Here is a 23,057-nt window from a genome sequence, read left to right as displayed (position 1 = left end):
TGGCAAATCCGGTTTGTCACCCGTCAAGATCAGTTTATTAAAATACCGGCCAGACGGATCTGACCGGTTTCTTCGGAATTATTCGCCGTAAATATCGAAATCAAAATATTTGTCGTTGATTTCTTTGTATTTACCGTTGTCACGGATGGCGAGAATAGCTGTGTTGAATTTCTCAACCAGTTCTTCACGACCTTTTTTGATGGCAACGCCAACACCCGGACCGTGAATTTCAAGATTCGCCTTCACTGGTCCAACCAGTTTGCAGCAGGCACCTTCCGGTGTCTTGAGCCAGTCAATCAGCGATACGATATTGTCGTTCACAGCATCAACACGACCGGCAACCATATCCATACGCGCTTCATCCGAGCTGCCGTAATTGTTAATGGTGCTGTCGGAATAGGTTTGTTCAGAAAACACAGCATGAACAGTTGAGGACTGTACGCCGACTGTTTTGCCTGCGAGGTCTTCTTTTGTTGTGCCTTTGATATCAGAATCTTTTGGCACGGCGATTGCCGCAGCAGGATTGTAATATTTATTGCTGAAATCGACCTGTTCTTTACGGGCCGGAGTGATCGACATGGAGGAGATCACAACATCAAGCTTGCCGGACTGAAGGGCGGGGATCATACCATCCCAGTCCTGCACAATGATTTGACATTTGGCTTTTAATTCTTCGCAAAGTGCGTTGGCGATGTCGATTTCAAAGCCTGCAACCGTGCCGTCAGCCTTGACGAAATTGTAGGGAGGATAGGCGCCTTCCGAACCGACTTTCAGTGTAAGCTGCTCCTGAGCATGCGCGGATGCGGTCAGTGCTGCAACGGCAGTGATTGTCACCACACCGGCAGTTGCCAGCCCGCGCAGAGCTTTGCTGAAACGACGGTTTGCTCCCGTAATTTTATTCATTCTTCTGATACCCCCATAAGTCCCATTGTAAGAAGCATTGTTGTTTTTTTCTTCTCTTCGCTGGCGTTTTTTTAGCGCATTTTCTTTACGAAGAAAAATTTGTTAACGGCGATATTCCCATCATTCCGGCGTTAAAGGCAAGTATCAAAAATCATGTTTTGCCCGCACACGGAAAAATAAAGCTCTGGACATGGTTTAAATCACTCTTATCTGCAGGTAATCAGACGGTATTCTTGATATAAAATATTAAAAATCAACATATTATGGTGATAATTTAATATTGTGGATTTCAAAAATTTCTTTCTTCTCTATCAGTCACGCACCCGCAAAACACTCGTATTTACGACATGCAGGTGACGGCTTTCAGATGATTATGCATATGTTGATGTGGTTTTTGCATTAAATCGGGATCAATGGCAGCAAACATAAAAAAGCTGCATCACAAGGATGCAGCTTTAAGAGAGTTTCAGCCGGTAAACCCGACGATATTAGTCTGTTTCCGCGCCATAAGCGTCGAATTCAAAGTATTTGTCGTTGATTTCTTTATATTTGCCGTTCGCACGAATAGCTTTAATCGCATCATTGAATTTGGCGATCAGCTCAGGATTGCCTTTTTTGAAGGCTACGCCAGCGCCCGGACCATGAATTTCCAGAACCGGAGCCCATGTGCCAACCATTTTACAGCAAGCGCCGTCTTCGGTTTTCAGCCACTGGGACAGGGTCACGCTGTCATCGCTTGCGGCATCAAGACGGCCATTGGCCAGATCAAGACGATATTCTTCCGCAGTCGGATAAGCTTTGATGGTGCTGTCCGTGAAGGTTTTTTCTGCGTAATTGGCATGGGTTGTGGAGATCTGCACGCCGATGGTTTTACCGGCCAGATCTTCTTTGGTTGTGCCTTTAATGTCGGTATCTTTCGGAGCAGCAAGACCCGGAGGGGTGTTGTAATATTTGTTGCTGAAATCAACCTGCTTTTTACGCTCATCGGTGATGGACATGGAAGCGATGAAAGCATCAAATTTACCGGCCTGCAGGCTCGGAATAGCGCCATCCCATTCAATGGTGATGAACTTGCATTCAGCCTTCATTTCTTCGCAGAGCGCGCGGCCGATATCCACGTCAAAACCGGACAGCTCGCCGGAAGCGCTGATGAAGTTAAACGGAGGATAGGCACCTTCGGTTGCAATTGTCAGCTTCAAAGGTTCCTGTGCCTGTACTGCTGTGGCAGTCAGGGAAACTGCACCGGTCATGACCATGGCAGACAGCGCGGTTCCGATAATTTTCTTGTAATTTTTCATGTACTTTTCACCCGTTTAACCCATCCAAAAGTTGCAATCATAATGTCAGAACTACAAAGCCGGTTTATTCTAATCGGTTTATTTTTTACCGGATTCTGACGTAATAATTGTTCGCTGGATATTCCCACCATTTTTGCGAGAAAGGCAAGGGTAAAAAAGCGTTTTAAAACAATGTGAGCAAATGTGAAAATTACTGCTCAGCAGTTCGCGAGCATTCTTGAGGTTGATTTTTTAATTTATGATTTTAAATCAATAGATTGTTTGGATAATTTAATGTTTTAATTTCATTGTTGTAATCCGTTCTCAAACCCTGTTTTCCGGTTTCAGTTTTTCAATCCGCAGTAGTTTTCGACAAAATCGCTGACGGCAGCAATATTATTCAGATCCAGAACCGGTACGCTCTGATCTCTCAAACCCTCATCAGTGGCGATGGCCACGATCGAATATTGCTCTGCATTGAGGGGGATTTGAGTCGGACTGTCTTTGCGCCGCACTTCAATTTTTGGATGTTTATCGTTCTTGTAACCCTCAACCAGTATCAGGTCGCAGGGCGCCATACGACCGACAATTTCCTCAAGCGCAGGCTCCTGAGCATCGCGCAATTCATGCATCAATGCCCAGCGATTGAAAGAGACAATGGCAACCTCAGCAGCTCCGGCTTGACGGTGGCGATAGGAATCCGTTCCCACTGTATCAATGTCAAAACTGTGATGGGCATGTTTGATTGTTGAGATTTTATAGCCGCGTTTGGTTAGTTCGCGCACCACACATTCCGCAAGTGTGGTTTTGCCGGAGTTTTTCCATCCGGTGATGCCGAAGATTTTCTGAGTCATGATTCACGCTCCTGCCAGCCGCTCATATCCTGCAATTGCCAGGCTGATCTGGCCAGCGCCAGTTCCGTTTGTGTGTTTATGTTAAAAAACGGATCAAGACCGCTGATTTTATCAGTTTCGCTGAAATCTGCATAGGCAACAGTGTGATTATTCGCGAAAACGCGAATGCTGCGTCTTTTGGTTTCTGAGAGCCAGTTTTCCAATGAGGCAGCAATATTGGCAGGCCACAGTGCAAAGGTCGGATGCGCACCAAAATCCGAGCGTGCAAATATAATTGTGTCCTCCATGGGGGAAGCTGCGCCAGCCAAGGTTTGCGCAAAGCGGTGCAACAAATCGGGTGGGAAAAACGGTGTATCCGCGGCCACGCTCATTACATGGCTGCAACCAAGCTGGGTTGCATAATGACAACCGGCGAGTATACCGGCCAGCGGGCCGCTGTTTAGCCATTTCCCGTCATTGATAACCGGATAGCCGAAACTTGCGAAAAAGGCAGGATCGCTATTGGCGCTGAGAATGATCTGATCGGTTTGCGGCTTCAGGCGCGCGCATACCTGATGAAGAATAGTATGATCTCCGAGCGGGCGCAGGGATTTGTCGCCGCCGCCGAGACGCTGGCTGCTGCCGCCTGCCAGAATGAGCCCCAAAACATTTTTACCTGTCAGCACTTGTTTGCCGGTAGATATGATCGGGACAGACATGACTGACGCACCTTTGATTGAAAAGCCGGATTTCAGGGAGAAATACTGCTTCCGGCATTTTGCCGCCGCAACTCCCTACGCATCCGGTAGCCCGTAATTGCTTCACGATAAAGCATATAGCAACCGCTGGCGACCACGATTGCAGAGCCGATCAGCGTATTCTGATCCGGTATCTGATTGAATACAATATAGCTCAGCGCGATTGCCCAAAGCAGGCTGGTATAGCGAAACGGCGACGCAAAGGACATGTCACCGGCGCGGGTGGCAAGGATAATGCAGTGATAGCCGATGATGAGCAGCACAGCAGCAATGCTGACATGGATAATATCTGTCGTTGTCGGCTGCACCCAGCCGGTATCCGTCTGCATGATAATGAAACCGGTAATGGTAATCATAATCGAAGTCATGGCAGAAATCAGAATGGTCGGGATCTGCATATTGATGCGGCGGGTCGAGAGATCGCGCATGGCAGTAAAGCAAACACCAACAAGCAGCAGCAGGGCATAGGCATTCATGCCGGTACCGTCGCCGTCGCCACCGGGGCGGATGATAATCAATACGCCAATAAAGCCGATGCCAATTGACAACCAGCGCCGCCAGCCGACTTTTTCACCGAGAAACAGCACTGCACCCAGCGTTACTGCCAGCGGCACGGCCTGATAGACCGATGAGACAAAAGCGAGGGATAGATGTGTGAGTCCTACCAGATAAAAGGTCGTCGCGCCGACCTCACCAAAGCCACGCAGGATGGTGACTTTGTCCAATGCATCGCGCCAGCGGCTGAGCACGCCTTGTCTTGCGGCAATAAAGGCCAGCAGGAGAATGCATAATAATCCGCGCATAAACATGAACTGCCCGAGATTGAGCGTCTGCGTGGAATATTTGGTCAGGGCATCGCCGATGGCGAAAACACCCATGCCGAGCATCATATAAAGACTGGAGCGGATATTAGCTGAAAGTGCCACGGTCATATTCCTGCAGGAAAAGCTGAAGAGCTTTTCATTTAGAGCATCGTCCTGCGCAAAAGGCTCACGCACTTTTGCCGGAAATGCTTTTATGCCGGACTTATAACAAGTATTTATGCGACATGGTCACCCGTTTGCGTCATGCACAGCAAAATAATGATATAAAAATCAAGATAATGCCGGTTTATGATCCGGATTAGGCCATGTGCACATCGCATGGTCGCGGGCGTTAAATGAGTGCACTTAACGCTGATGCGCTTTAGCCGCCGGTGACACTCATATGGCGCGAGACTGCAGGGCGGTTATGTCGCCGGTCGATGATGAAGTCATGGCCTTTTGGCTTGCGCAAAATTGCATTGTCGATTGCTTCCGACAGCAGCGCATTATCAGCACTTGCCCGCAGTGGTTCACGCAGGTCGGCCGCATCTTCCTGACCAAGGCACATATAAAGTGTGCCGGTGCAGGTGATGCGCACGCGGTTGCAACTTTCGCAGAAATTATGAGTCATCGGCGTGATGAAGCCGAGGCGGCCGCCGGTTTCCGCAATCTGCACATAACGGGCAGGCCCACCTGTCTGGTAGGGAATATCAGTCATGGTGAACTGGCGTGCAAGCGTAGCACGCAGCATGGAGAGCGGCAGATACTGATCAGTGCGGTCGAGATCAATCTCACCCATCGGCATGGTTTCAATCAGTGTCATATCCATGCCGCGGCCATGCGCCCAGCGCAGCATGTCCGGAACCTCATGATCGTTAAAACCTTTGAGAGCCACGGCATTGAGCTTGATATGAATGCCTGCTTTTTGCGCGGCATCAATACCACGCAGAACCTGCGCCAGATCACCCCAGCGGGTGATTGTCTTGAACTTTTCCGCATCCAGCGTGTCGAGCGAGACATTGATGCGTTTGATACCGCAGGCTGCCAGTTCCTCTGCGTAGCGGGAGAGCTGCGAACCATTGGTGGTCAGTGTCAGTTCATCAAGCGCACCGGCTTCAATATGGCGCGACAGACTGCCGATGAGGTGCATGATATTTTTACGCACCAGCGGCTCACCACCGGTGAGGCGGATTTTGCGCACGCCTTTATCAATAAAAATTGAACAAAGGCGGTCGAGTTCTTCCAGCGACAACAGATCTTTCTTCGGCAGAAAGGTCATATGTTCGGCCATGCAATAGGTGCAACGGAAATCACAGCGGTCAGTTACAGAAACGCGCAAATAGGTAATTGCCCGTCCGAACGGGTCAATCATAGGTGCTACCGGCGTTGTTTTTTGGGCATTCAGTGCTGTTACGTCCATATTACCTGTATATCGGCTTCTTCAGTCATCGCTTCTATATAAGAGAGATAAGTTCAACATATGGTGCTGTCCAGTACCATTATGTCACGCAGGCTCTTGCCCGTCAGTGTTTCTGATATTACCACGTAAGGCAGACGTGAATATGGTGGATCATTCAATGAGCGATATCTGGCCGGAAGAGTTGCGGGTTTCTCAAGACCGCAAAACCCTGTCTGTGACATTCAATAACGGACATAATTATTCATTTCCGGCGGAGATGCTGCGTGTCTTGTCGCCGTCAGCGGAAGTGCAGGGACATTCGCCCGAGCAGCGCGTGACTGTGCCGGGTAAGATCAATGTTGGCATTATGAAGATTGACCCGGTTGGCAATTATGCGGTGCGCATCAGTTTTGATGATATGCATGATACCGGCCTGTTCACATGGATTTATCTGCATCAGCTCGGTGAGGAATATGAAACCCGCTGGCAGGGCTATCTCGATGAGCTGAAAGAGAAAAATCTCAGCCGCGAACCGAAGTTTCATTAAAGCAGTTTCAGAAAAAGTGGTCGCCGGTTTTTCGTTCGAAACTGCGTAATTCTAAAAGCAAGAAAGCCGGAGTTTCCTCCGGCTTTCTTTTTGGTTTTATGAAAGATTGAGTTCTTTGAAGAAGTCATTGCCCTTGTCGTCAATGACGATGAAGGCAGGGAAATCTTCAACTTCAATGCGCCAGATGGCTTCCATACCGAGTTCCGGATATTCGACCACTTCAACTTTCTTGATGCAGTCCTGAGCCAGACGTGCAGCGGGGCCGCCGATGGAGCCGAGATAGAAGCCACCATGCTTGCCACAAGCATCACGCACCTGACGGGAACGGTTGCCTTTGGCCAGCATGACCATGGAGCCGCCGAAAGACTGGAACTGATCCACATAGGAATCCATACGGCCAGCGGTTGTCGGGCCGAAAGAGCCTGAAGCGTAACCGGTTGGAGTCTTGGCAGGGCCTGCATAATAAATCGGATGATTTTTGAAATAATCCGGCATGCTATCACCGTTTTCCAGACGCTCGCGGATTTTCGCATGTGCAAGATCACGTGCCACGATGATGGAGCCGGTCAGCGACAGGCGGGTCTTCACCGGATGCTGCGACAGGGTCTTGAGAATCTCTTCCATCGGCTGGTTGAGGTCGATTTTCACCACGCTGTCAGAGAGCTTGGCTTCATCAATGTCAGGCATATATTTCGCCGGATTGGTTTCCAGCTGCTCAAGGAAGATACCGTCTTTGGTGATCTTGCCTTTTGCCTGACGGTCGGCCGAGCAGGAAACGCCCAGACCAATCGGCAGCGATGCGCCGTGGCGTGGCAGGCGGATAACGCGAACATCATGGCAGAAATATTTGCCGCCGAACTGGGCACCCACGCCGAGAGACTGGGTGAGTTTGTGGATTTCCTGTTCCATTTCCAGATCGCGGAATGCATGTCCGTCTTCCGAGCCTTTGGTCGGCAGGCTGTCGAGATAGCGGGTGGAGGCTAGTTTAACAGTCTTGAGATTCTGTTCCGCCGATGTGCCGCCGATAACGATCGCCAGATGGTATGGCGGGCAGGCTGATGTACCAAGCGTCAGGATTTTCTCTTTAAGAAACTCGATCATCCGGTCATGAGTCAGCAGGGAAGGTGTGCCCTGAAACAGGAATGTCTTATTGGCTGAACCGCCGCCTTTGGCGACAAACAGGAATTTATAGGCGTCTTCGCCTTCCTGATAAATGTCGATTTGTGCAGGCAGGTTGTTTTTGGTGTTCTGTTCTTTGAACATTTCCAGCGGTGCCAGCTGGGAATAGCGCAGGTTCTTTTTGAAATAGGCATCCATCACACCGGAACCCAGCGCGCTTTCATCGCCGCCTTCAGTCCAGACGCGACGGCCTTTTTTGCCCATAATGATCGCGGTGCCGGTATCCTGACACATCGGCAGCACGCCGCCAGCGGCAATATTCGCGTTTTTCAGAAGATCATAGGCAACAAAACGGTCATTATCGGTTGCTTCCGGATCTTCCATAATATTGCTGAGCTGCTGCAGATGACCCGGACGCAGCAGATGGTTGATGTCGGCAAAAGCAGCTTCGGCCAGCAGACGCAGGCCTTCCTGTTCAACAGTCAGGATTTCCTGACCTTTGAATGTATCGACCGAGACATAATCAGATGTCAGTTTGCGATAGGGGGTTGTGTCCTCACCAAGCGGAAACATTCCGGTATTTACTTGCTCAGCCATATATCACCTTGTTCGCCGGTTTTGCCGCTGAGGTTTCAGCAGGCAGCCGGTCAGACGTAAGTTATCAGATGACGGGCTTTTAACGCTTGTGGCCGCTATTGCCACTGCGGCAGATTGATCTTTTTCTAAGTTTTGACGGGAGGAGGGGCTTTGTCCGCTAAAATTATATTTATTGTTAAAAGTTTCTAAATCACAATGGCACACACTATTGGGAATGAATCATTGCGGTGCCGGATCATTTCGCCGTCCACTGCCTGCATAGCTTGTTTTGCTCGAGAACTGACGGACAGATATGACACTTTCGCTGAAATCCTTTCCCCTGATCGTAAGTTCTTCCATGCGCAATGCATTTTTTACAACGGCTATCACCGCTGTTACCGGTATTTCTGTGCTGGCTCCGGTGCAGTCTGCCAATGCAGCCAGCAATCTGATGGATTTGTTCCGTGAGAAGCGTGAGGCGCGTGAAATGCAGCGCCAGCAAATACAGCAGCCTGTTCAGCAGGTGCCGCAAGCCACGGGCGCAGCACGCACTGCCAAGCCTGCCGGTGCCGCGCAGCCTGCCAAAAGCGTAACTGCGCCTGTTAAAGCTGTTTCGGTTAAAGGCCCGCAGATTTACGATTACAAGCCTGAAAAGCTGGTGAAAGTGGATTTCACCGCAGTTGATATGCAGCTGACCGCAGCCATTTTTGAGGATGAGGGTGGCTTGCTGCCGTCTGAACTTTATGCTGAAGCTGCGGATTTTATCAGCACTCTGCCCCAGCGTGCCGATGGGCTGATTAATCCGGTTGCCAAAAAGACCGCAGTGCAAACGGACACAGCTCTGGTGACTGCAGTTCTGGATGCAATGAAAGCCACAGATGTTAAGGCTGAACAGTCTGTTGCAGAGGCAATTGTGTCCTTCTATGCAACCGAGCAGGCACTTCTGTGGTCTGACGGTCTGAATGTTTCTTCCCGCGCTGAAGATGTGCTGGCGCTGTTCGAACGGGCAGAAGAAGACGGGCTGGTTCCTGCTGAATATGCGGTGAAGGTGCCTGATCTGGCCTTTGACGCTGCGCAAAAAGATCAGCGCATTCGTGAAATGGCAGCATTTGAAATCAATCTGACCGCACGGGCATTGCGCTATGCGCTGGATGCCGGTGAGGGACGGGTGATCGCCAATCGCCTGAGCGGTTTCCACGATCTGCCGCGCAATCGCATCAAGCCGGAACTGGTGCTGAAGGCTCTGGCTGCCGATGCTGAACCTGCGGAAACCTTGGCCGCTTTCAACCCGCAAAACAGCTATTATCAGAAGCTGAAAGCGCAACTGGCTTCGATGAAGCCGGAAACAAAAAACACTGTGAGTATTGCCGCGGATACACTGATTAAACCGGGTCAGGACAATGCGGAACTGCCTAAAATTCTGGCGCTGATCGTTCAGAAAGCACCGGCCGGTTATCTGAATAGCTATCAGGAGATGTTTGACCGTCACAAAGACGGGACTCTTTATGATCCTGAACTGGTGGCTGCGGTCAAAGACTATCAGAAACTGATGGGAAAAACGCCGGATGGTGTGATTGGTCGCGCGACCATCGCAGGTTTGCAGGGCGAAACATCTTCGGTCAAACGCGAGCGTATTCTCTATGCAATGGAGCGCCTGCGCTGGCTGCCGCGTGACTTCGGTCAGCGCTATGTCTTCGTCAATCAACCTGCCTATCGTGCGCAATATTTCGATCAGGGCAAAGAACAACTGGCAATGGATGTGGTGATCGGGTCACCGCGCAACCAGACGCATTTTTTCTATGACACAATCAGCACTGTGGTATTTAACCCGTCATGGGGCGTGCCGCGCTCTATTGTAATGAATGAGATGATGCCGCGTATTCTGGCTGATTCCGGCTATCTTGACCGCAATAATTATGAAGTGATTGCCGGTGGCAAGCGCGTGGCTTCATCCTCGGTCAACTGGTCTGCGGTTGCCCAAGGCAAAGCACATGTGGGTGTGCGCCAGAAGCCGGGCCCGAATAATGCGCTGGGTGAATTGAAAATTTTGTTCCCGAACAGCCACGATATCTATTTGCATGACACACCGTCAAAAGCAGCGTTCAAGCGCGATATGCGGGCGATCAGCCATGGCTGTATCCGTCTGGCTGATCCGCGTGCCATGGCTTCTGCGGTCATGAGTACCGGTGAGGAAAACCTGACCAAATATTTCGGCAAAAATGAGCGCGGTATTAAGGTGCCGTCCGGCGTGCCGATTTACCTGACCTATTTCACCGCATGGCCGGACGAAGCGAGTGGTAAAATCCGTTATTATGACGATGTTTATGCGCGTGATGAAGGTCTGGCTAAGGCTTTCCAGAAAACGGAACAGAGTCGGGTAGCGGCAATGTAAATGTAAAAAAGGAGCAGTTCATTTGCTCCTTTTTTATTTTGTGGGCGGGATTTTTGCCGCTGTCGCAAACTCTTCACTTTAATATCGTTTGAAAATCCGGAAATTAACATCTGATTGGCCGAAGTCCTTTGCGTCCGGCAATCTGATTGGTTATCAATAGCGCGAAATTTCTGTAATACCGTTTCGGCTGATGAGGGCGGCGCGGTGTTGGCTCTACCGGTTTGTTTTACGCATTGTCTTTACGCAAAACCGCTTCGTCATTTTGCCGGACATGCTTTATGGAAGGATACTCCCAATGACAGCGATCATCGATATTGTCGGTCGTGAAATTCTCGACAGCCGCGGCAATCCGACTGTTGAAGTTGATGTGACACTGGAAGACGGTTCTTTTGGCCGTGCGGCTGTACCAAGCGGTGCATCAACCGGCGCTCACGAAGCAGTTGAACTGCGTGATGGCGGTACCCGTTACTTAGGTAAAGGCGTTGAACAGGCCGTTGAAGCCGTCAATGGTGCGATTTTTGATGCGCTGGCCGGCCATGAAGCGGAATATCAGATCGAAATCGACCAGACCATGATTGATCTGGACGGTACGCCAAACAAAAGCCGCCTCGGCGCCAATGCTATCCTCGGCGTTTCCCTTGCAGTTGCCAAAGCTGCTGCACAGGCTTCCGGTCAGCCGCTTTATCGCTATGTTGGCGGTGCCAATGCCCATATCCTGCCGGTGCCGATGATGAATATCATCAATGGCGGCGCACATGCGGATAATCCGATTGATTTTCAGGAATTCATGATTCTGCCGGTCGGCGCATCTTCTCTGCGTGAAGCTGTGCGTTACGGTGCGGAAGTGTTCCACACACTGAAATCCCGCCTGAAAGCTGCCGGTCACAACACCAATGTCGGTGACGAGGGCGGTTTTGCTCCTAACCTGCTGAGCGCGGAAGCGGCGTTGGATTTCGTTATGGAATCGATTGCAAAAGCCGGTTTCAAACCAGGTGAAGAAATCGCAATCGGTCTGGATTGCGCCGCGACGGAATTCTTCAAAGGCGGTAATTACGTCTATGAAGGCGAGGGCGTAACCCGCACACCGCAACAGCAGGCTGAATATCTGGCCAAGCTGGCCACAGATTATCCGATCATCAGCATTGAAGACGGTATGTCGGAAGATGATTGGGCAGGCTGGAAGACCCTCACCGATCTGACAGGCAAGAAAACCCAGCTCGTTGGCGATGATCTGTTCGTAACCAATTCCGCACGTCTGCGTGATGGTATCAAAATGGGCGTTGCCAATTCCATTCTGGTTAAAGTCAACCAGATCGGTACGCTGTCTGAAACCATGGATGCCGTGGAAACCGCTCATAAGAACGGCTACACCGCTGTGATGTCGCACCGCTCGGGCGAAACAGAAGATTCCACTATTGCGGATCTCGCTGTTGCCACCAATTGCGGCCAGATCAAAACCGGCTCGCTGGCACGTTCAGACCGGTTGGCAAAATACAACCAGCTGATCCGTATTGAAGAAGAGCTCGGCACACAGGCACGTTATGCCGGTCGTTCGGCTTTTAAAGGCCTGTAAGATCCTGCTTAGAGATAAATTAAGGAGAGGCCTGCATGAAAATGCAGGTCTTTTTTGTATTCGAGCGCCGTGTGCCCGATTGGGCGCACAAAGGTCGCTCGAACACTTTAAAATGAGAGCATAATTTTAACTTGAATTGATTCAGATTTAAAAAATTATGCTCTAAGTGCAGCTTTTCTCTGGTTCCGTAAGTCTCTGTTAAGGCTAATATGCTTTAAATAAATATCGGGTGGAATTTATCGTGTGTTGATAATTCCAGTCCTTATTTACGGGCAGATATCCGCGTATCGGATGCGTATTGCTCCAGAGGTGTGAGTATGTGGACAAAACAAAAGCGTAAAAGCATTAAAGGCCGCCTGATTGTGCCGGTTCTGGCTACGGCTTTTTTGTCCTATTTTGGTTTTCATGCTTATAATGGTGCCTATGGTATCTATTCCAAGGAACAATTGCTGGCGCAAACCGTTTCGCTCAATAAGCAGCTGACTGATCTGACCGAGCAGAGAGAGTCTCTGGAGCGACAGGTTTTGCAGCTTCGTGACGGTTCAATTGATAAGGATATTCTGGATGAGCAGGCGCGTCGCGCATTGAATCTGTCTCATGCGGATGAGGTTACAATTATTGTCGATCGCGGCAAAAAGACCAATTAACTGAATTGCAGTTAATTGGATGTTTTCTTATTATTTTCAATAGCTTAAATAGTGCAAAATTAGCTGTTTAGACATATTGTAAGTTTGGCTGATGAGGTTTATTCTGCGCCCACCATAACAGGGAGCAAAATATGGCACCTAGGGCACAAAAAACTGCTGCGGGTAAATCGCAGGCAGCTCTGTCTAACACTCTCAAGGCACCCCAGCCTAACCAGTTCACCAAAGAAGAAGATCTTCACGCTTACCGTGAGATGCTGCTGATCCGTCGCTTCGAAGAAAAAGCCGGTCAGCTCTATGGTATGGGTTTCATCGGCGGTTTCTGTCATCTTTACATTGGTCAGGAAGCTGTTGTTGTCGGCATGCAGAAAGCTATGCAGGAAGGCGATCAGGTTATCACTGCCTATCGCGACCACGGTCACATGCTCGCAGCCGGTATGAGCGCGCGCGGCGTGATGGCTGAGCTGACCGGTCGTCGCGGTGGCTTGTCGAAAGGCAAGGGCGGCTCGATGCATATGTTCTCGAAAGAGAAGCATTTCTACGGCGGTCACGGTATTGTTGGTGCGCAGGTGTCGCTCGGTACCGGTCTGGCTTTTGCAAACCGCTATCGCGGTAATGACAGCGTTTCCATCACCTATTTCGGTGACGGCGCTGCCAACCAGGGTCAGGTTTACGAAAGCTTCAACATGGCATCGCTGTGGAAGCTGCCTGTTGTATTTGTAATCGAAAACAACCGCTATGCGATGGGTACTGCTGTAACCCGCGCTTCGGCTGAAACCGATTTCTCCCGTCGCGGTCTGTCCTTCAATATTCCTGGTATTCAGGTTGACGGTATGGATGTGCGCGCTGTGAACGCCGCCAGTGAAGAAGCACTGGAATGGGCACGTTCCGGCAAGGGTCCGATCATTCTCGAAATGCAGACCTATCGTTACCGTGGTCACTCGATGTCCGATCCTGCGAAATACCGCAGTAAGGATGAAGTGCAGAAAATGCGCTCCGAGCATGATCCGATCGAGCAGGTTAAATACCGCATGATGGATAATGGCTGGTTCTCGGAAGATGACCTGAAGGCGATTGATAAGGAAGTTCGTGACATTGTTGCTGATTCAGCAGACTTTGCACAGAATGATCCGGAGCCGGATGCATCTGAACTCTACACTGATATTCTGCTGTAAGGAGCGAGCGCTATGCCTGTTGAAATTCTTATGCCAGCGCTCTCCCCGACAATGGAAGAGGGCAAACTCTCCAAATGGCTGAAAAAGGAAGGCGACAAAGTCGCTTCCGGTGATGTCATTGCTGAGATTGAAACCGATAAAGCAACCATGGAAGTGGAAGCTGTTGACGAAGGCACTATCGGCAAACTGCTGATTGCTGAAGGTACTGAAGGCGTTAAGGTAAACTCAGTGATTGCTGTGTTGCTGGCTGACGGTGAAAGCGCTGACAGCATTGGCGCAGCGGCTCCTGCTGCCGCGCCTGCCGTTGAACAGCCGACCATGGTGACTTCGGAAGCACCAGTTGTTGCCGGTGAGAAGCCAGGTGCTTCAACACCTGCCGCTCCTGCTGCACCTAAAATCGAAGTTGCCAATGATCCGGATATTCCGGCTGGTACAAAGATGGTGCCGACCACTGTTCGTGACGCTCTGCGTGACGCAATGGCCGAAGAAATGCGCCGCGACCCTGATGTATTCGTTATGGGTGAAGAAGTTGCTGAATATGAAGGTGCCTATAAGGTAACCAAAGGCCTTCTGGCTGAATTCGGTGACAAGCGCGTTGTCGATACACCAATCACCGAGCACGGCTTTGCCGGTATCGCTGTTGGTGCTGCTTACACTGGTCTGCGCCCGATTGTTGAATTCATGACCTTCAACTTCGCCATGCAGGCGATCGACCAGATCATCAACTCTGCTGCCAAGACATTGTATATGTCCGGTGGTCAGATGGGGGCGCCTATGGTGTTCCGTGGTCCTTCAGGCGCGGCAGCGCGCGTTGGCGCACAGCACTCCCAGTGCTATGCGGCATGGTACAGCCATATTCCGGGTCTGAAGGTCATCATGCCTTATTCGGCTGCTGATGCTAAAGGCCTGCTCAAGGCTGCAATCCGTGATCCGAACCCGATCATCTTCCTTGAAAACGAAGTTATGTATGGCCACACATTTGATGTGCCGGACATTGAAGATTTCGTGCTGCCAATCGGCAAAGCCCGCATTCATAAAGTCGGTAAAGATGCGACCATCGTGTCCTTCGGTATTGGCATGACCTATGCGATCAAGGCCGCTGAAGAGCTGGCTCAGCAGGGTATTGACGTTGAAATCATCGATCTGCGTACCATCCGTCCGATGGATATGCCGACTGTGATTGAATCGGTCAAAAAGACCGGCCGTCTGGTTACTGTTGAAGAAGGCTTCCCGCAGTCTTCCGTGGGTACAGAAATTGCAACCCGCGTGATGCAGCAGGCTTTCGACTATCTTGATGCGCCGATTATGACCATCGCCGGTAAAGACGTGCCGATGCCATATGCCGCCAACCTTGAAAAGCTGGCACTGCCATCGGTTGCGGAAGTTGTTGAGGCTGTTAAAGCTGTCACCTACGCTCGTTAAGGGGAAGATTAAACATGGCTATCAAAATCACGATGCCGGCTCTTTCTCCGACAATGGAAGAAGGTAATCTGGCAAAATGGCTGGTCAAAGAAGGCGATAAAGTCTCCGCTGGTGACGTTATTGCCGAGATCGAAACCGACAAGGCAACTATGGAAGTAGAAGCCGTTGATGAAGGTATCGTAGCCAAGCTGGTTGTGCCTGCCGGAACTGAAAGCGTGAAGGTCAATGCCCTGATCGCTGTTCTGGCGGAAGATGGTGAAGATGTTGCTGAAGCTGCGAAAGCAGCTTCAGGCGATGCACCTGCCGCAGCGCCAAAAGCTGAAGCCGCTGCACCGGTTGCTGCTACACCAGTATCCGCACCGGCACCGGTTGCTGCTGCTCCGGCAGCGACACCTGCACCTGCGGCTGCTCCGGCTCCTGTTGCTAAAGGCGAGCGTCTGTTCGCTTCGCCGCTGGCACGTCGCGTTGCCAAGGATGCAGGCGTGGAACTGGCTGCTGTTTCCGGCACCGGCCCGCATGGCCGCATCATCCGCAAGGATGTTGAAGCTGCGATTGCTTCCGGCGTTAAAGCTCCTGCCAAGCCGGTTGCTTCTGCTGCTGCACCTCAGATTGCCGTTTCCGGCGCTTCGGATGAAGCCACCCTCAAAATGTTTGAGGAAGGTTCATACGAGCTGGTACCACATGACGGTATGCGCAAAACCATTGCGCGCCGCCTGATGGAATCCAAGCTGACTGTTCCGCATTTCTATCTGACGATTGATTGTGAACTGGATGCTCTGCTGGCGCTGCGTTCACAGCTCAATGCTGCGGCACCAATGATCAAAACCGAAAAAGGCGAAGTGCCTGCTTACAAGCTTTCGGTCAATGATCTGGTCATCAAGGCAACGGCTCTGGCACTGCGCGATATTCCGGAAGCCAATGTTTCCTGGACTGATGCAGGCATGGTCAAGCACAAACATGCGGATGTCGGCGTTGCCGTTTCCATTCCGGGTGGCCTGATTACGCCAATCGTTCGCGGTGCAGAAACCAAAGCTCTGTCTGCCATCTCCAATGAGATGAAAGATCTGGCCAAGCGCGCCCGCGACCGTAAGCTGAAGCCTTCGGAATATCAGGGCGGCACCACTTCGGTGTCCAACCTCGGTATGTTTGGCGTTAAAGACTTCGCAGCGATCATCAACCCGCCACATGCAACAATCTTTGCAGTTGGTGCCGGTGAACAGCGCGCAGTTGTCAAAAACGGCGAACTGGCTGTAGCAACCGTAATGTCCGTCACGCTTTCCACTGACCACCGCGCCGTTGATGGTGCGCTGGCTGCGGAACTGGCGAAGGTTTTCAAGAACTATATTGAAAACCCGCTCGGTATGCTGGTCTAAGAAAAGACAGGCGCCTCAGATTTCTGGGGCGCCGTTGCTTTCCCGCAAAAGGCGCGAACATGAAATCAGTTTTATGTTTTGGTGATTCACTGACATGGGGCTATCAGGCACCGGATGGTGCACGTCTGCCGCATGAGGATCGCTGGCCGTCTGTTTTGCAGAAAGGCCTTGGTGCTCAGGCGCATGTGATTGCTGAAGGGCTGAACGGCCGCACCACTGCTTTTGACGATTATACCGCGCCGGAAGACCGCAACGGTTCACGCATTCTGCCGACATTGCTGGGTACCCATGCGCCGCTTGATCTGGTGATTATCCTGCTCGGCAGCAATGATATGAAACCGCAGGTCGCAGGTGATGCTTTTTCCAGCCATTGCGGTATGCGCAGGCTGATCCAGCAAATTCGCAGCCATCCGTATCGCGAAGGCTATGCGGTACCGGATATTCTGATTGTGGCTCCGCCGCATATCACTGAGAGTGCTGATCCGTTTTTTGCCTCGCTCTTTGCCGGTGGTATTACGGAATCGCGCAAGCTGGGGCTGCTCTTGTCAGATCTGGCGGATGAAATGGAATGCAGCTTCTTTGATGCATCCGGCGTTGCGAAAACCACGCCGCTGGATGGTGTGCATCTGGATGCGGAAAATACAAGGGTTATCGGCAAAGCACTGGAGCCTGTCGTGCGCCTGATCTTGGGTTTGTAGTTATAAGAGCGTATCCCGAAAAGTGTGAAGCGGTTTTCGGACAAGATACGCGAAAGCCAATAGATAAAATGAATGATGCGCCGGTAACCGGCATAGAAACCATTCAAGGAGAATGAGCGTGTCCAACAATTACGACGTTATCGTGGTCGGTTCCGGTCCCGGCGGTTATGTAACTGCTATCCGTGCCGCTCAGCTCGGACTTAAAACCGCGATTGTTGAACGTGAGCATCTTGGCGGTATCTGCCTCAACTGGGGCTGTATCCCGACCAAAGCTCTGCTGCGCTCGGCTGAAATTCTGCATTTCGGTGAAAATGCCAAGGATTACGGCCTGATGCTCGAAGGTAAAATCAGCGCAGATGTGAAGGCAGTTGTTGCCCGTTCGCGCGGTGTGTCAGCGCGCCTCAATGGCGGCGTTGCCTTCCTGATGAAGAAGAACAAGATCGATGTGATCTGGGGTGAAGCTAAAGTCACCAAAGGCGCATCCGCCGGTAAGCCTGCTGAAATCGTGGTTTCCAAAACCACCAAACAGCCGATGCTGCCACAGAATCCGGTACCTAAAGGGGTTTTGGGTGAGGGTACTTACTCTGCCAAAAACATTATTCTGGCAACCGGTGCGCGCCCTCGTGCGCTGCCTGGCATTGAGCCGGATGGCAAGCTGATCTGGACCTATTTCGAAGCAATGGTTCCGCAAGAACTGCCAAAGAGCCTGCTGGTTATGGGTTCCGGTGCTATTGGTATCGAATTTGCTTCCTTCTACCGCACTATGGGCGTTGACGTGACTGTTGTTGAAGTCATGAAAAACATTATGCCGGTTGAAGATGCAGAAATCTCGACTTTTGCCCGTAAGCTGCTTGAAAAGCAGGGCATGAAGATCATCACCGAAGCCAAAGTGACCAAAGTGGTCAAAGGCGCGAATTCAGTCACCGCCAGCGTTGAAACCAATGATGGTAAGGTGCAGGAAATCACTGCTGATCGCATGATCTCGGCTGTCGGTGTTGTCGGCAATATTGAAAATCTTGGTCTTGAAGCACTCGGCGTTAAAACTGATCGCGGTTGCGTGGTGATTGACGGTTACGGCAAGACCAATGTCGAAGGTATTTATGCAATCGGCGACGTTGCCGGTCCTCCGATGCTGGCACATAAAGCCGAGCATGAAGGTGTTATCTGCGTTGAGAAGATTGCCGGTGTGCCGAATGTTCATGCGCTGGATAAGGGCAAAATTCCGGGCTGCACCTATTGCAACCCGCAGGTTGCTTCCGTTGGTCTGACCGAAGCCAAGGCCAAAGAACAGGGCTTTGACATCCGCGTTGGCCGCTACCAGTTTGCTGCAAACGGTAAGGCGATTGCGCTGGGCGAAGATCAGGGTCTGGTTAAGACCATTTTCGACAAGAAGACCGGCCAGTTACTCGGCGCGCACATGGTTGGCGCTGAAGTCACTGAACTTATTCAGGGTTTTGTGATTGCAATGAATCTCGAAACCACTGAAGAAGAACTGATGCATTCCGTATTCCCGCATCCTACCTTGTCAGAAATGATGAAGGAAAGCGTGCTGGATGCCTATGGTAAAGTTCTGAACGCTTAATATCTATTCCGGCCTGATGATAAAATTCAGGCCGGTTTTACTCTTGAGAAGGATCGCAATTGCCGCTGATTAAAGACGGATCACCCTATCGCAAAGCCGCGCTGACAGTGCTGAAATATTCAACACTGATTGGTCTGGGGCTTGGTTTTGGTGTGTCGACGCTCAGCTTTCTGTCCGGCAATGTGATTTCAATCAATGGCTATGCACTCTCGGGCTGGTATGGCGTGTGGAGTGTAACACTGGCGCTGGGGCTGGCCGGATTTTGTTTCGGCCTGATCTGGGCACTGGTATTCAAGGCAATCGGTGAAGCGGCGCGACGTTGAGACCGGTTGTATATAAAAGCTGACGGCTTATATGAGCTGTTATCAGTTTTGATAAGAGCAGGGTTTGAAGCTTGTAGTTTACCTTGTTCGTCCTGCCTGATAAACAGGCGCAATATTCTGGCCGGACTTTCCGGTGTTACGAAATCTGAAGGCCGCAACGGCCGTTTTGGGAAAGACATATGGTTACGCTTCTGGACACCGTTAACGACGACAGAAAACGCCTTCGTCATCCTGAGAAGGCCAACCGGCCCGACACAGCACTTTTGAAAAAGCCTGACTGGATTCGCGTGAAAGCTCCGACTTCGCGCGGTTATGGCGAGACCCGCGATATTGTGCGCTCTAACAAGCTTGTCACAGTATGCGAGGAAGCCGGCTGCCCGAATATCGGCGAGTGCTGGGATAAGAAACACGCGACATTCATGATTATGGGTGAAATCTGCACCCGTGCCTGCGCGTTCTGTAACGTATCGACCGGTATTCCGACCAATCTCGACCCGAATGAGCCGGAAAATGTGGCCAAGGCTGTGAAGCAGATGGGGCTGACCCATGTGGTTATCACCTCCGTTGACCGCGATGATCTGGCCGATGGCGGTGCACAGCATTTTGCTGAAGTTATTCATGCAATCCGTGCAGCCAGCCCGCAGACTACGATTGAAATTCTGACACCGGACTTCCTGCGTAAGGAAGGTGCTCTGGAGATCGTTGTTAAGGCGCGTCCGGATGTGTTCAACCACAATCTGGAAACAGTGCCGTCCAACTATCTGAAAGTGCGTCCGGGTGCCCGTTACTTCCACTCCCTGCGTCTGTTGCAGCGCGTGAAAGAACTCGATCCTACCATTTTCACGAAATCCGGTATCATGGTTGGTCTGGGTGAAGAGCGTAATGAAGTGCTGCAGCTGATGGATGATCTACGCTCGGCTGATGTGGATTTCATGACCATTGGTCAATATCTGCAGCCAACCCGTAAGCATCATGCGGTTATCCGTTATGTGACACCGGATGAGTTCAAGTCTTTTGCCACAATCGGTAAAACCAAAGGCTTCCTTCTGGTTGCTTCCAGCCCGCTGACACGCTCTTCGCACCATGCGGGCGATGATTTTGCCAAGCTGCGCGCTGCTCGTGAAGCGCTGATCGCCAGCCGTAACTAAAACTTATAGATCATGCCGCAATTTACTGCCACACGTCAGGTTCAGCACCGCGCGGAGCAAATGTTTGCTCTCGTCGCGGATGTTGAAACTTATCCGCAATTTGTCCCGATGTGTGAAGCATTGACCATCCGCTCGCGTAAAGAGCGCGATGGCAAGACATTACTGGTGGCCGACATGACTGTCGGCTACAAACTCATCCGTGAGACATTCACCACGCAGGTGCTGCTCAAGCCGGATGAATGGGTGATTGAAGTCAAATATATTGATGGCCCGTTCCGCTATCTCGACAATCGCTGGACATTTGTACCGGTCGGTGATGGTACGCATAGCGATGTGGATTTTTTCATTGATTATGAATTTAAGAGCCGCACGCTTGGTCTGGTAATGGGCTCAATGTTTGATCTGGCTTTCCGCAAATTTGCGGAAGCTTTTGAAAAACGCGCCGATCAGATTTACGGCATTGAAGCCGGTAATGCGATTAAGTAATTAAAATTACTCAGTCAGTCTTTGCAGAACCAAATCCAGTGCAGCATGCACTGTGGCTAACCGGATAGCTTCGCGCGATTGGTCGCCGAAGCGGCATTCCAGATGCAAGGTTTCAAAACCATGTCTTGCACAGGCAATATGTACCAGCCCGACCGGTTTTTCGGCACTGCCGCCGGAAGGGCCTGCAACGCCGGTGACTGCAATGCTGATACCAGCCTGCGGGGCATGTTTCAGTGCACCTTCAGCCATGGCGATGGCGACTGGTTTGGATACGGCACCAAATTCAAGCAATAGACTGTGAGAAACACCGATCAGTGAAGCTTTGGCTTCATTGCTATAGGTGACAAAGCCGCAATCAACGACATCGGACGAACCGGCTATGTCGGTTAGTGCGGCGGCAATCATGCCGCCGGTACAGGATTCGGCAGTGGTAATCATGAGTTGCGCCTTGCGGCAGGCATCAAGAACGGCGAGGGCCTGCTCTGTTGATTTATTATTGCACATGTTCTTGTCCCAAAACCGCTGCCCACTTTTGGGGAACATGTTGTGCAATCAAACTCATGATCTTCTTCCTTTATGCGGGCACTTCACCCGGATAGATAACGCTGACAGTCACGATAGAGGCGATGCCTTCCTTGCGGCCGACAAAGCCCATTTTCTCATTGGTCGTGGCTTTGACCGAAACACGGTCGGCGCTCACGCCAAGCATATCGCTGAGTTCTGCGGTCATAGCTTCCCGATGCGGGCCAATTTTCGGTTCTTCGGCAATCAGTGTAATATCGGCGTTAGCGATACGTCCACCGGCTTCGCGCACAGTTTTAACTGCAAACTCAACAAATTGCCGTGAGGCAGCACCTTTCCACTGCGGATCAGACGGGGGGAAATGCGTACCGATATCGCCTGCACCGCGGGTGGCGAGCAGGGCATCCGTCAGCGCATGCAGCGCCACATCGGCATCGGAGTGGCCATTGAGTTTATGTGTATGCGGAATTTTCACGCCGCAAAGCCACACATGGTCGCCCTCTTCGAAACTATGCACGTCATAACCATTGCCCGTGCGGATGTCCGGAAATGCAACCATATCCTGACGCAAGCGCTGATCTGCCATTTCAATATCCTTTGCCCATGTAATTTTAGTATTGTCGGCTGAGCCTTCGACAACACGAACAGGAATGCTCTGCCATTCTGCAATGGCGGCATCATCGGTGAAATCTGTGCGTCCCAATGCAAATGCTGCATTATGCGCATCGAGAATTGGGGCGAAGGGAAAACTCTGCGGTGTCTGCGCAGCAAAAAGGCCTGCGCGCGGCACGGTTTTGGTGACCAAAGCATCGCCGCCAGCCTGTTTCAGCGTATCGGACACGGCAAGGGCAGGCAGCACGCCGGTTTGCGGGTGCAGGGCAATCATGATGCGCTTGAGTAGATCCTGCGTGATGAACGGGCGCACGCCGTCATGAATCATCACATAATCCGGTGCATCCTCGCACAAAGCGAGCAGGCCGAGACGGGTGGATTCCTGCCGTGTCGGGCCACCGGTAACAAGGCGGATACGCGTGGCATCAATATCAGCGCGTTGCAGCGCAGCATGATAAAGATCGTGATCGTCGGAATGGATCACCACCACCACAGGTGAAATCTGCTCGCAGGCCAAAAAAGTACGTAAAGTATGCGCCAGAACGGCCTGACCGCCGATGCGGCGATATTGTTTAGGGCCTTCGGTGCTCTGACCGGCGCGTTCTCCGCGTCCTGCGGCGACTATAACTGCTGCTGTGCGAATGAGAAAAGCCTTTCCGAGCTGCCACACCTGTGTTTATAGCGAATACCGCCTTGATAAACGAAATGCTAGAGCATTTCACAGTCAAGTTTGTACAGCTTGACGACAGTGATAATGCGATCATTAAAGAATCTAGAGCGACCTTTGTGCGCCCAAGAGGGCGCAGGGCGCTCTAGTGATGTTTTTTTGATAATGGATTCATCGGTTAATCGCATTGCGACGAATCCGCTTTTTCTTGCATGAAGATGATAA

General features: G+C 51.2%; 21 protein-coding genes. 12 read left to right on the top strand and 9 right to left on the bottom strand.

Going from position 1 to position 23,057, the window contains the following annotated elements; all coding sequences use genetic code 11:
* Window positions 1-78 precede the first annotated feature (78 nt).
* The 6 genes from JNC80_RS08165 to moaA form a co-directional block, all read right to left on the bottom strand.
* Entirely contained in the window at window positions 79-861 is a 783-nt protein-coding gene (locus JNC80_RS08165; protein WP_374828081.1) for a transporter substrate-binding domain-containing protein, read from the bottom strand.
* Window positions 862-1,391: 530 nt separating this feature from the next.
* Window positions 1,392-2,201 carry an ABC transporter substrate-binding protein gene (locus JNC80_RS08160; protein WP_022712381.1) on the bottom strand — a complete coding sequence of 270 codons (810 nt, stop codon included), beginning with the start codon at window positions 2,199-2,201 and terminating at the stop codon, window positions 1,392-1,394.
* A gap of 323 nt (window positions 2,202-2,524) precedes the next feature.
* Window positions 2,525-3,034 carry a molybdopterin-guanine dinucleotide biosynthesis protein B gene (gene mobB, locus JNC80_RS08155; protein WP_225687748.1) on the bottom strand — a complete coding sequence of 170 codons (510 nt, stop codon included), beginning with the start codon at window positions 3,032-3,034 and terminating at the stop codon, window positions 2,525-2,527.
* Window positions 3,031-3,732, bottom strand: a complete 702-nt coding sequence (mobA, locus tag JNC80_RS08150; protein ID WP_376710019.1) for a molybdenum cofactor guanylyltransferase MobA — start codon at window positions 3,730-3,732, stop codon at window positions 3,031-3,033. The genes mobB and mobA overlap by 4 nt, the downstream gene beginning before the upstream one ends.
* 32 nt (window positions 3,733-3,764) lie before the next feature.
* A complete protein-coding gene (locus tag JNC80_RS08145; protein ID WP_213597673.1) occupies window positions 3,765-4,697 on the bottom strand; it encodes a DMT family transporter in 933 nt (310 codons plus the stop codon).
* Between the two features lie 259 nt (window positions 4,698-4,956).
* Window positions 4,957-5,994, bottom strand: coding sequence for a GTP 3',8-cyclase MoaA (gene moaA / locus JNC80_RS08140; protein WP_376710018.1), 1,038 nt, complete (start codon window positions 5,992-5,994; stop codon window positions 4,957-4,959).
* Window positions 5,995-6,151: 157 nt separating this feature from the next.
* Between moaA and JNC80_RS08135 the strand changes: the two genes are divergently transcribed.
* Complete coding sequence (locus JNC80_RS08135; protein WP_113943225.1) at window positions 6,152-6,520, top strand: gamma-butyrobetaine hydroxylase family protein; 369 nt, start codon at window positions 6,152-6,154, stop codon at window positions 6,518-6,520.
* Window positions 6,521-6,616: 96 nt separating this feature from the next.
* Here JNC80_RS08135 and JNC80_RS08130 read toward each other — a convergent pair whose 3' ends face one another.
* Window positions 6,617-8,236 (bottom strand): fumarate hydratase, encoded by a 1,620-nt coding sequence (locus JNC80_RS08130; protein WP_075655406.1) that lies wholly within the window; start codon window positions 8,234-8,236, stop codon window positions 6,617-6,619.
* 292 nt (window positions 8,237-8,528) lie between these two features.
* On the opposite strand from JNC80_RS08130, the gene JNC80_RS08125 reads away from it, so the two are divergent.
* From JNC80_RS08125 to JNC80_RS08075, 11 genes are all read left to right on the top strand, one after another.
* Complete coding sequence (locus tag JNC80_RS08125; RefSeq protein ID WP_376710017.1) at window positions 8,529-10,607, top strand: L,D-transpeptidase family protein; 2,079 nt, start codon at window positions 8,529-8,531, stop codon at window positions 10,605-10,607.
* Window positions 10,608-10,902: 295 nt separating this feature from the next.
* Complete coding sequence (eno, locus tag JNC80_RS08120) at window positions 10,903-12,180, top strand: phosphopyruvate hydratase (RefSeq protein ID WP_075655404.1); 1,278 nt, start codon at window positions 10,903-10,905, stop codon at window positions 12,178-12,180.
* 317 nt (window positions 12,181-12,497) lie between these two features.
* Complete coding sequence (locus JNC80_RS08115) at window positions 12,498-12,827, top strand: FtsB family cell division protein (RefSeq protein ID WP_022712372.1); 330 nt, start codon at window positions 12,498-12,500, stop codon at window positions 12,825-12,827.
* 131 nt (window positions 12,828-12,958) lie between these two features.
* Window positions 12,959-13,999, top strand: a complete 1,041-nt coding sequence (gene pdhA, locus JNC80_RS08110; RefSeq protein WP_022712371.1) for a pyruvate dehydrogenase (acetyl-transferring) E1 component subunit alpha — start codon at window positions 12,959-12,961, stop codon at window positions 13,997-13,999.
* A 12-nt stretch (window positions 14,000-14,011) separates the two neighbouring features.
* Complete coding sequence (locus JNC80_RS08105) at window positions 14,012-15,421, top strand: pyruvate dehydrogenase complex E1 component subunit beta (RefSeq protein WP_022712370.1); 1,410 nt, start codon at window positions 14,012-14,014, stop codon at window positions 15,419-15,421.
* Window positions 15,422-15,435: 14 nt separating this feature from the next.
* On the top strand, window positions 15,436-16,794 hold the full coding sequence (locus tag JNC80_RS08100; protein ID WP_376710016.1) for a pyruvate dehydrogenase complex dihydrolipoamide acetyltransferase: 1,359 nt from the start codon (window positions 15,436-15,438) through the stop codon (window positions 16,792-16,794).
* A 59-nt stretch (window positions 16,795-16,853) separates the two neighbouring features.
* On the top strand, window positions 16,854-17,492 hold the full coding sequence (locus JNC80_RS08095) for an SGNH/GDSL hydrolase family protein (RefSeq protein ID WP_376710015.1): 639 nt from the start codon (window positions 16,854-16,856) through the stop codon (window positions 17,490-17,492).
* A 118-nt stretch (window positions 17,493-17,610) separates the two neighbouring features.
* Window positions 17,611-19,074, top strand: a complete 1,464-nt coding sequence (gene lpdA / locus JNC80_RS08090; protein WP_376710014.1) for a dihydrolipoyl dehydrogenase — start codon at window positions 17,611-17,613, stop codon at window positions 19,072-19,074.
* 125 nt (window positions 19,075-19,199) lie between these two features.
* On the top strand, window positions 19,200-19,397 hold the full coding sequence (locus JNC80_RS08085) for a hypothetical protein (protein WP_028233977.1): 198 nt from the start codon (window positions 19,200-19,202) through the stop codon (window positions 19,395-19,397).
* A gap of 179 nt (window positions 19,398-19,576) precedes the next feature.
* Window positions 19,577-20,545, top strand: a complete 969-nt coding sequence (lipA, locus tag JNC80_RS08080) for a lipoyl synthase (protein ID WP_022712365.1) — start codon at window positions 19,577-19,579, stop codon at window positions 20,543-20,545.
* Window positions 20,546-20,557: 12 nt separating this feature from the next.
* The gene (locus JNC80_RS08075; protein ID WP_376710013.1) at window positions 20,558-21,031 is read left to right on the top strand and encodes a type II toxin-antitoxin system RatA family toxin; all 474 of its coding nucleotides are present in this window, start codon (window positions 20,558-20,560) and stop codon (window positions 21,029-21,031) included.
* Between the two features lie 6 nt (window positions 21,032-21,037).
* On the opposite strand, the gene JNC80_RS08070 is transcribed toward JNC80_RS08075, so the two are convergent.
* Together JNC80_RS08070 and JNC80_RS08065 are read right to left on the bottom strand one after the other, a co-directional pair.
* Entirely contained in the window at window positions 21,038-21,535 is a 498-nt protein-coding gene (locus JNC80_RS08070; protein ID WP_376710012.1) for a CinA family protein, read from the bottom strand.
* A 70-nt stretch (window positions 21,536-21,605) separates the two neighbouring features.
* Window positions 21,606-22,835, bottom strand: a complete 1,230-nt coding sequence (locus JNC80_RS08065) for a bifunctional 2-C-methyl-D-erythritol 4-phosphate cytidylyltransferase/2-C-methyl-D-erythritol 2,4-cyclodiphosphate synthase (protein WP_376710011.1) — start codon at window positions 22,833-22,835, stop codon at window positions 21,606-21,608.
* Window positions 22,836-23,057: the final 222 nt, after the last annotated feature.

Source organism: Pseudochrobactrum lubricantis (assembly GCF_041929865.1).
Taxonomy (GTDB): domain Bacteria; phylum Pseudomonadota; class Alphaproteobacteria; order Rhizobiales; family Rhizobiaceae; genus Pseudochrobactrum; species Pseudochrobactrum saccharolyticum.
This window is presented reverse-complemented; position numbering and strand designations above follow the sequence as displayed.

Excerpts from the sequence above, each read along its gene's own strand:
- JNC80_RS08160 (WP_022712381.1), bottom strand. The coding sequence starts at position 2,201 with ATGAAAAATTACAAGAAAATTATCGGAACCGCGCTGTCTGCCATGGTC.
- mobB (WP_225687748.1), bottom strand. The coding sequence starts at position 3,034 with ATGACTCAGAAAATCTTCGGCATCACCGGATGGAAAAACTCCGGCAAA.
- mobA (WP_376710019.1), bottom strand. The coding sequence starts at position 3,732 with ATGTCTGTCCCGATCATATCTACCGGCAAACAAGTGCTGACAGGTAAA.
- moaA (WP_376710018.1), bottom strand. The coding sequence starts at position 5,994 with ATGGACGTAACAGCACTGAATGCCCAAAAAACAACGCCGGTAGCACCT.
- JNC80_RS08135 (WP_113943225.1), top strand. The coding sequence starts at position 6,152 with ATGAGCGATATCTGGCCGGAAGAGTTGCGGGTTTCTCAAGACCGCAAA.
- JNC80_RS08130 (WP_075655406.1), bottom strand. The coding sequence starts at position 8,236 with ATGGCTGAGCAAGTAAATACCGGAATGTTTCCGCTTGGTGAGGACACA.
- JNC80_RS08125 (WP_376710017.1), top strand. The coding sequence starts at position 8,529 with ATGACACTTTCGCTGAAATCCTTTCCCCTGATCGTAAGTTCTTCCATG.
- eno (WP_075655404.1), top strand. The coding sequence starts at position 10,903 with ATGACAGCGATCATCGATATTGTCGGTCGTGAAATTCTCGACAGCCGC.
- JNC80_RS08115 (WP_022712372.1), top strand. The coding sequence starts at position 12,498 with ATGTGGACAAAACAAAAGCGTAAAAGCATTAAAGGCCGCCTGATTGTG.
- pdhA (WP_022712371.1), top strand. The coding sequence starts at position 12,959 with ATGGCACCTAGGGCACAAAAAACTGCTGCGGGTAAATCGCAGGCAGCT.
- JNC80_RS08105 (WP_022712370.1), top strand. The coding sequence starts at position 14,012 with ATGCCTGTTGAAATTCTTATGCCAGCGCTCTCCCCGACAATGGAAGAG.
- JNC80_RS08100 (WP_376710016.1), top strand. The coding sequence starts at position 15,436 with ATGGCTATCAAAATCACGATGCCGGCTCTTTCTCCGACAATGGAAGAA.
- JNC80_RS08095 (WP_376710015.1), top strand. The coding sequence starts at position 16,854 with ATGAAATCAGTTTTATGTTTTGGTGATTCACTGACATGGGGCTATCAG.
- lipA (WP_022712365.1), top strand. The coding sequence starts at position 19,577 with ATGGTTACGCTTCTGGACACCGTTAACGACGACAGAAAACGCCTTCGT.
- JNC80_RS08075 (WP_376710013.1), top strand. The coding sequence starts at position 20,558 with ATGCCGCAATTTACTGCCACACGTCAGGTTCAGCACCGCGCGGAGCAA.
- JNC80_RS08070 (WP_376710012.1), bottom strand. The coding sequence starts at position 21,535 with ATGTGCAATAATAAATCAACAGAGCAGGCCCTCGCCGTTCTTGATGCC.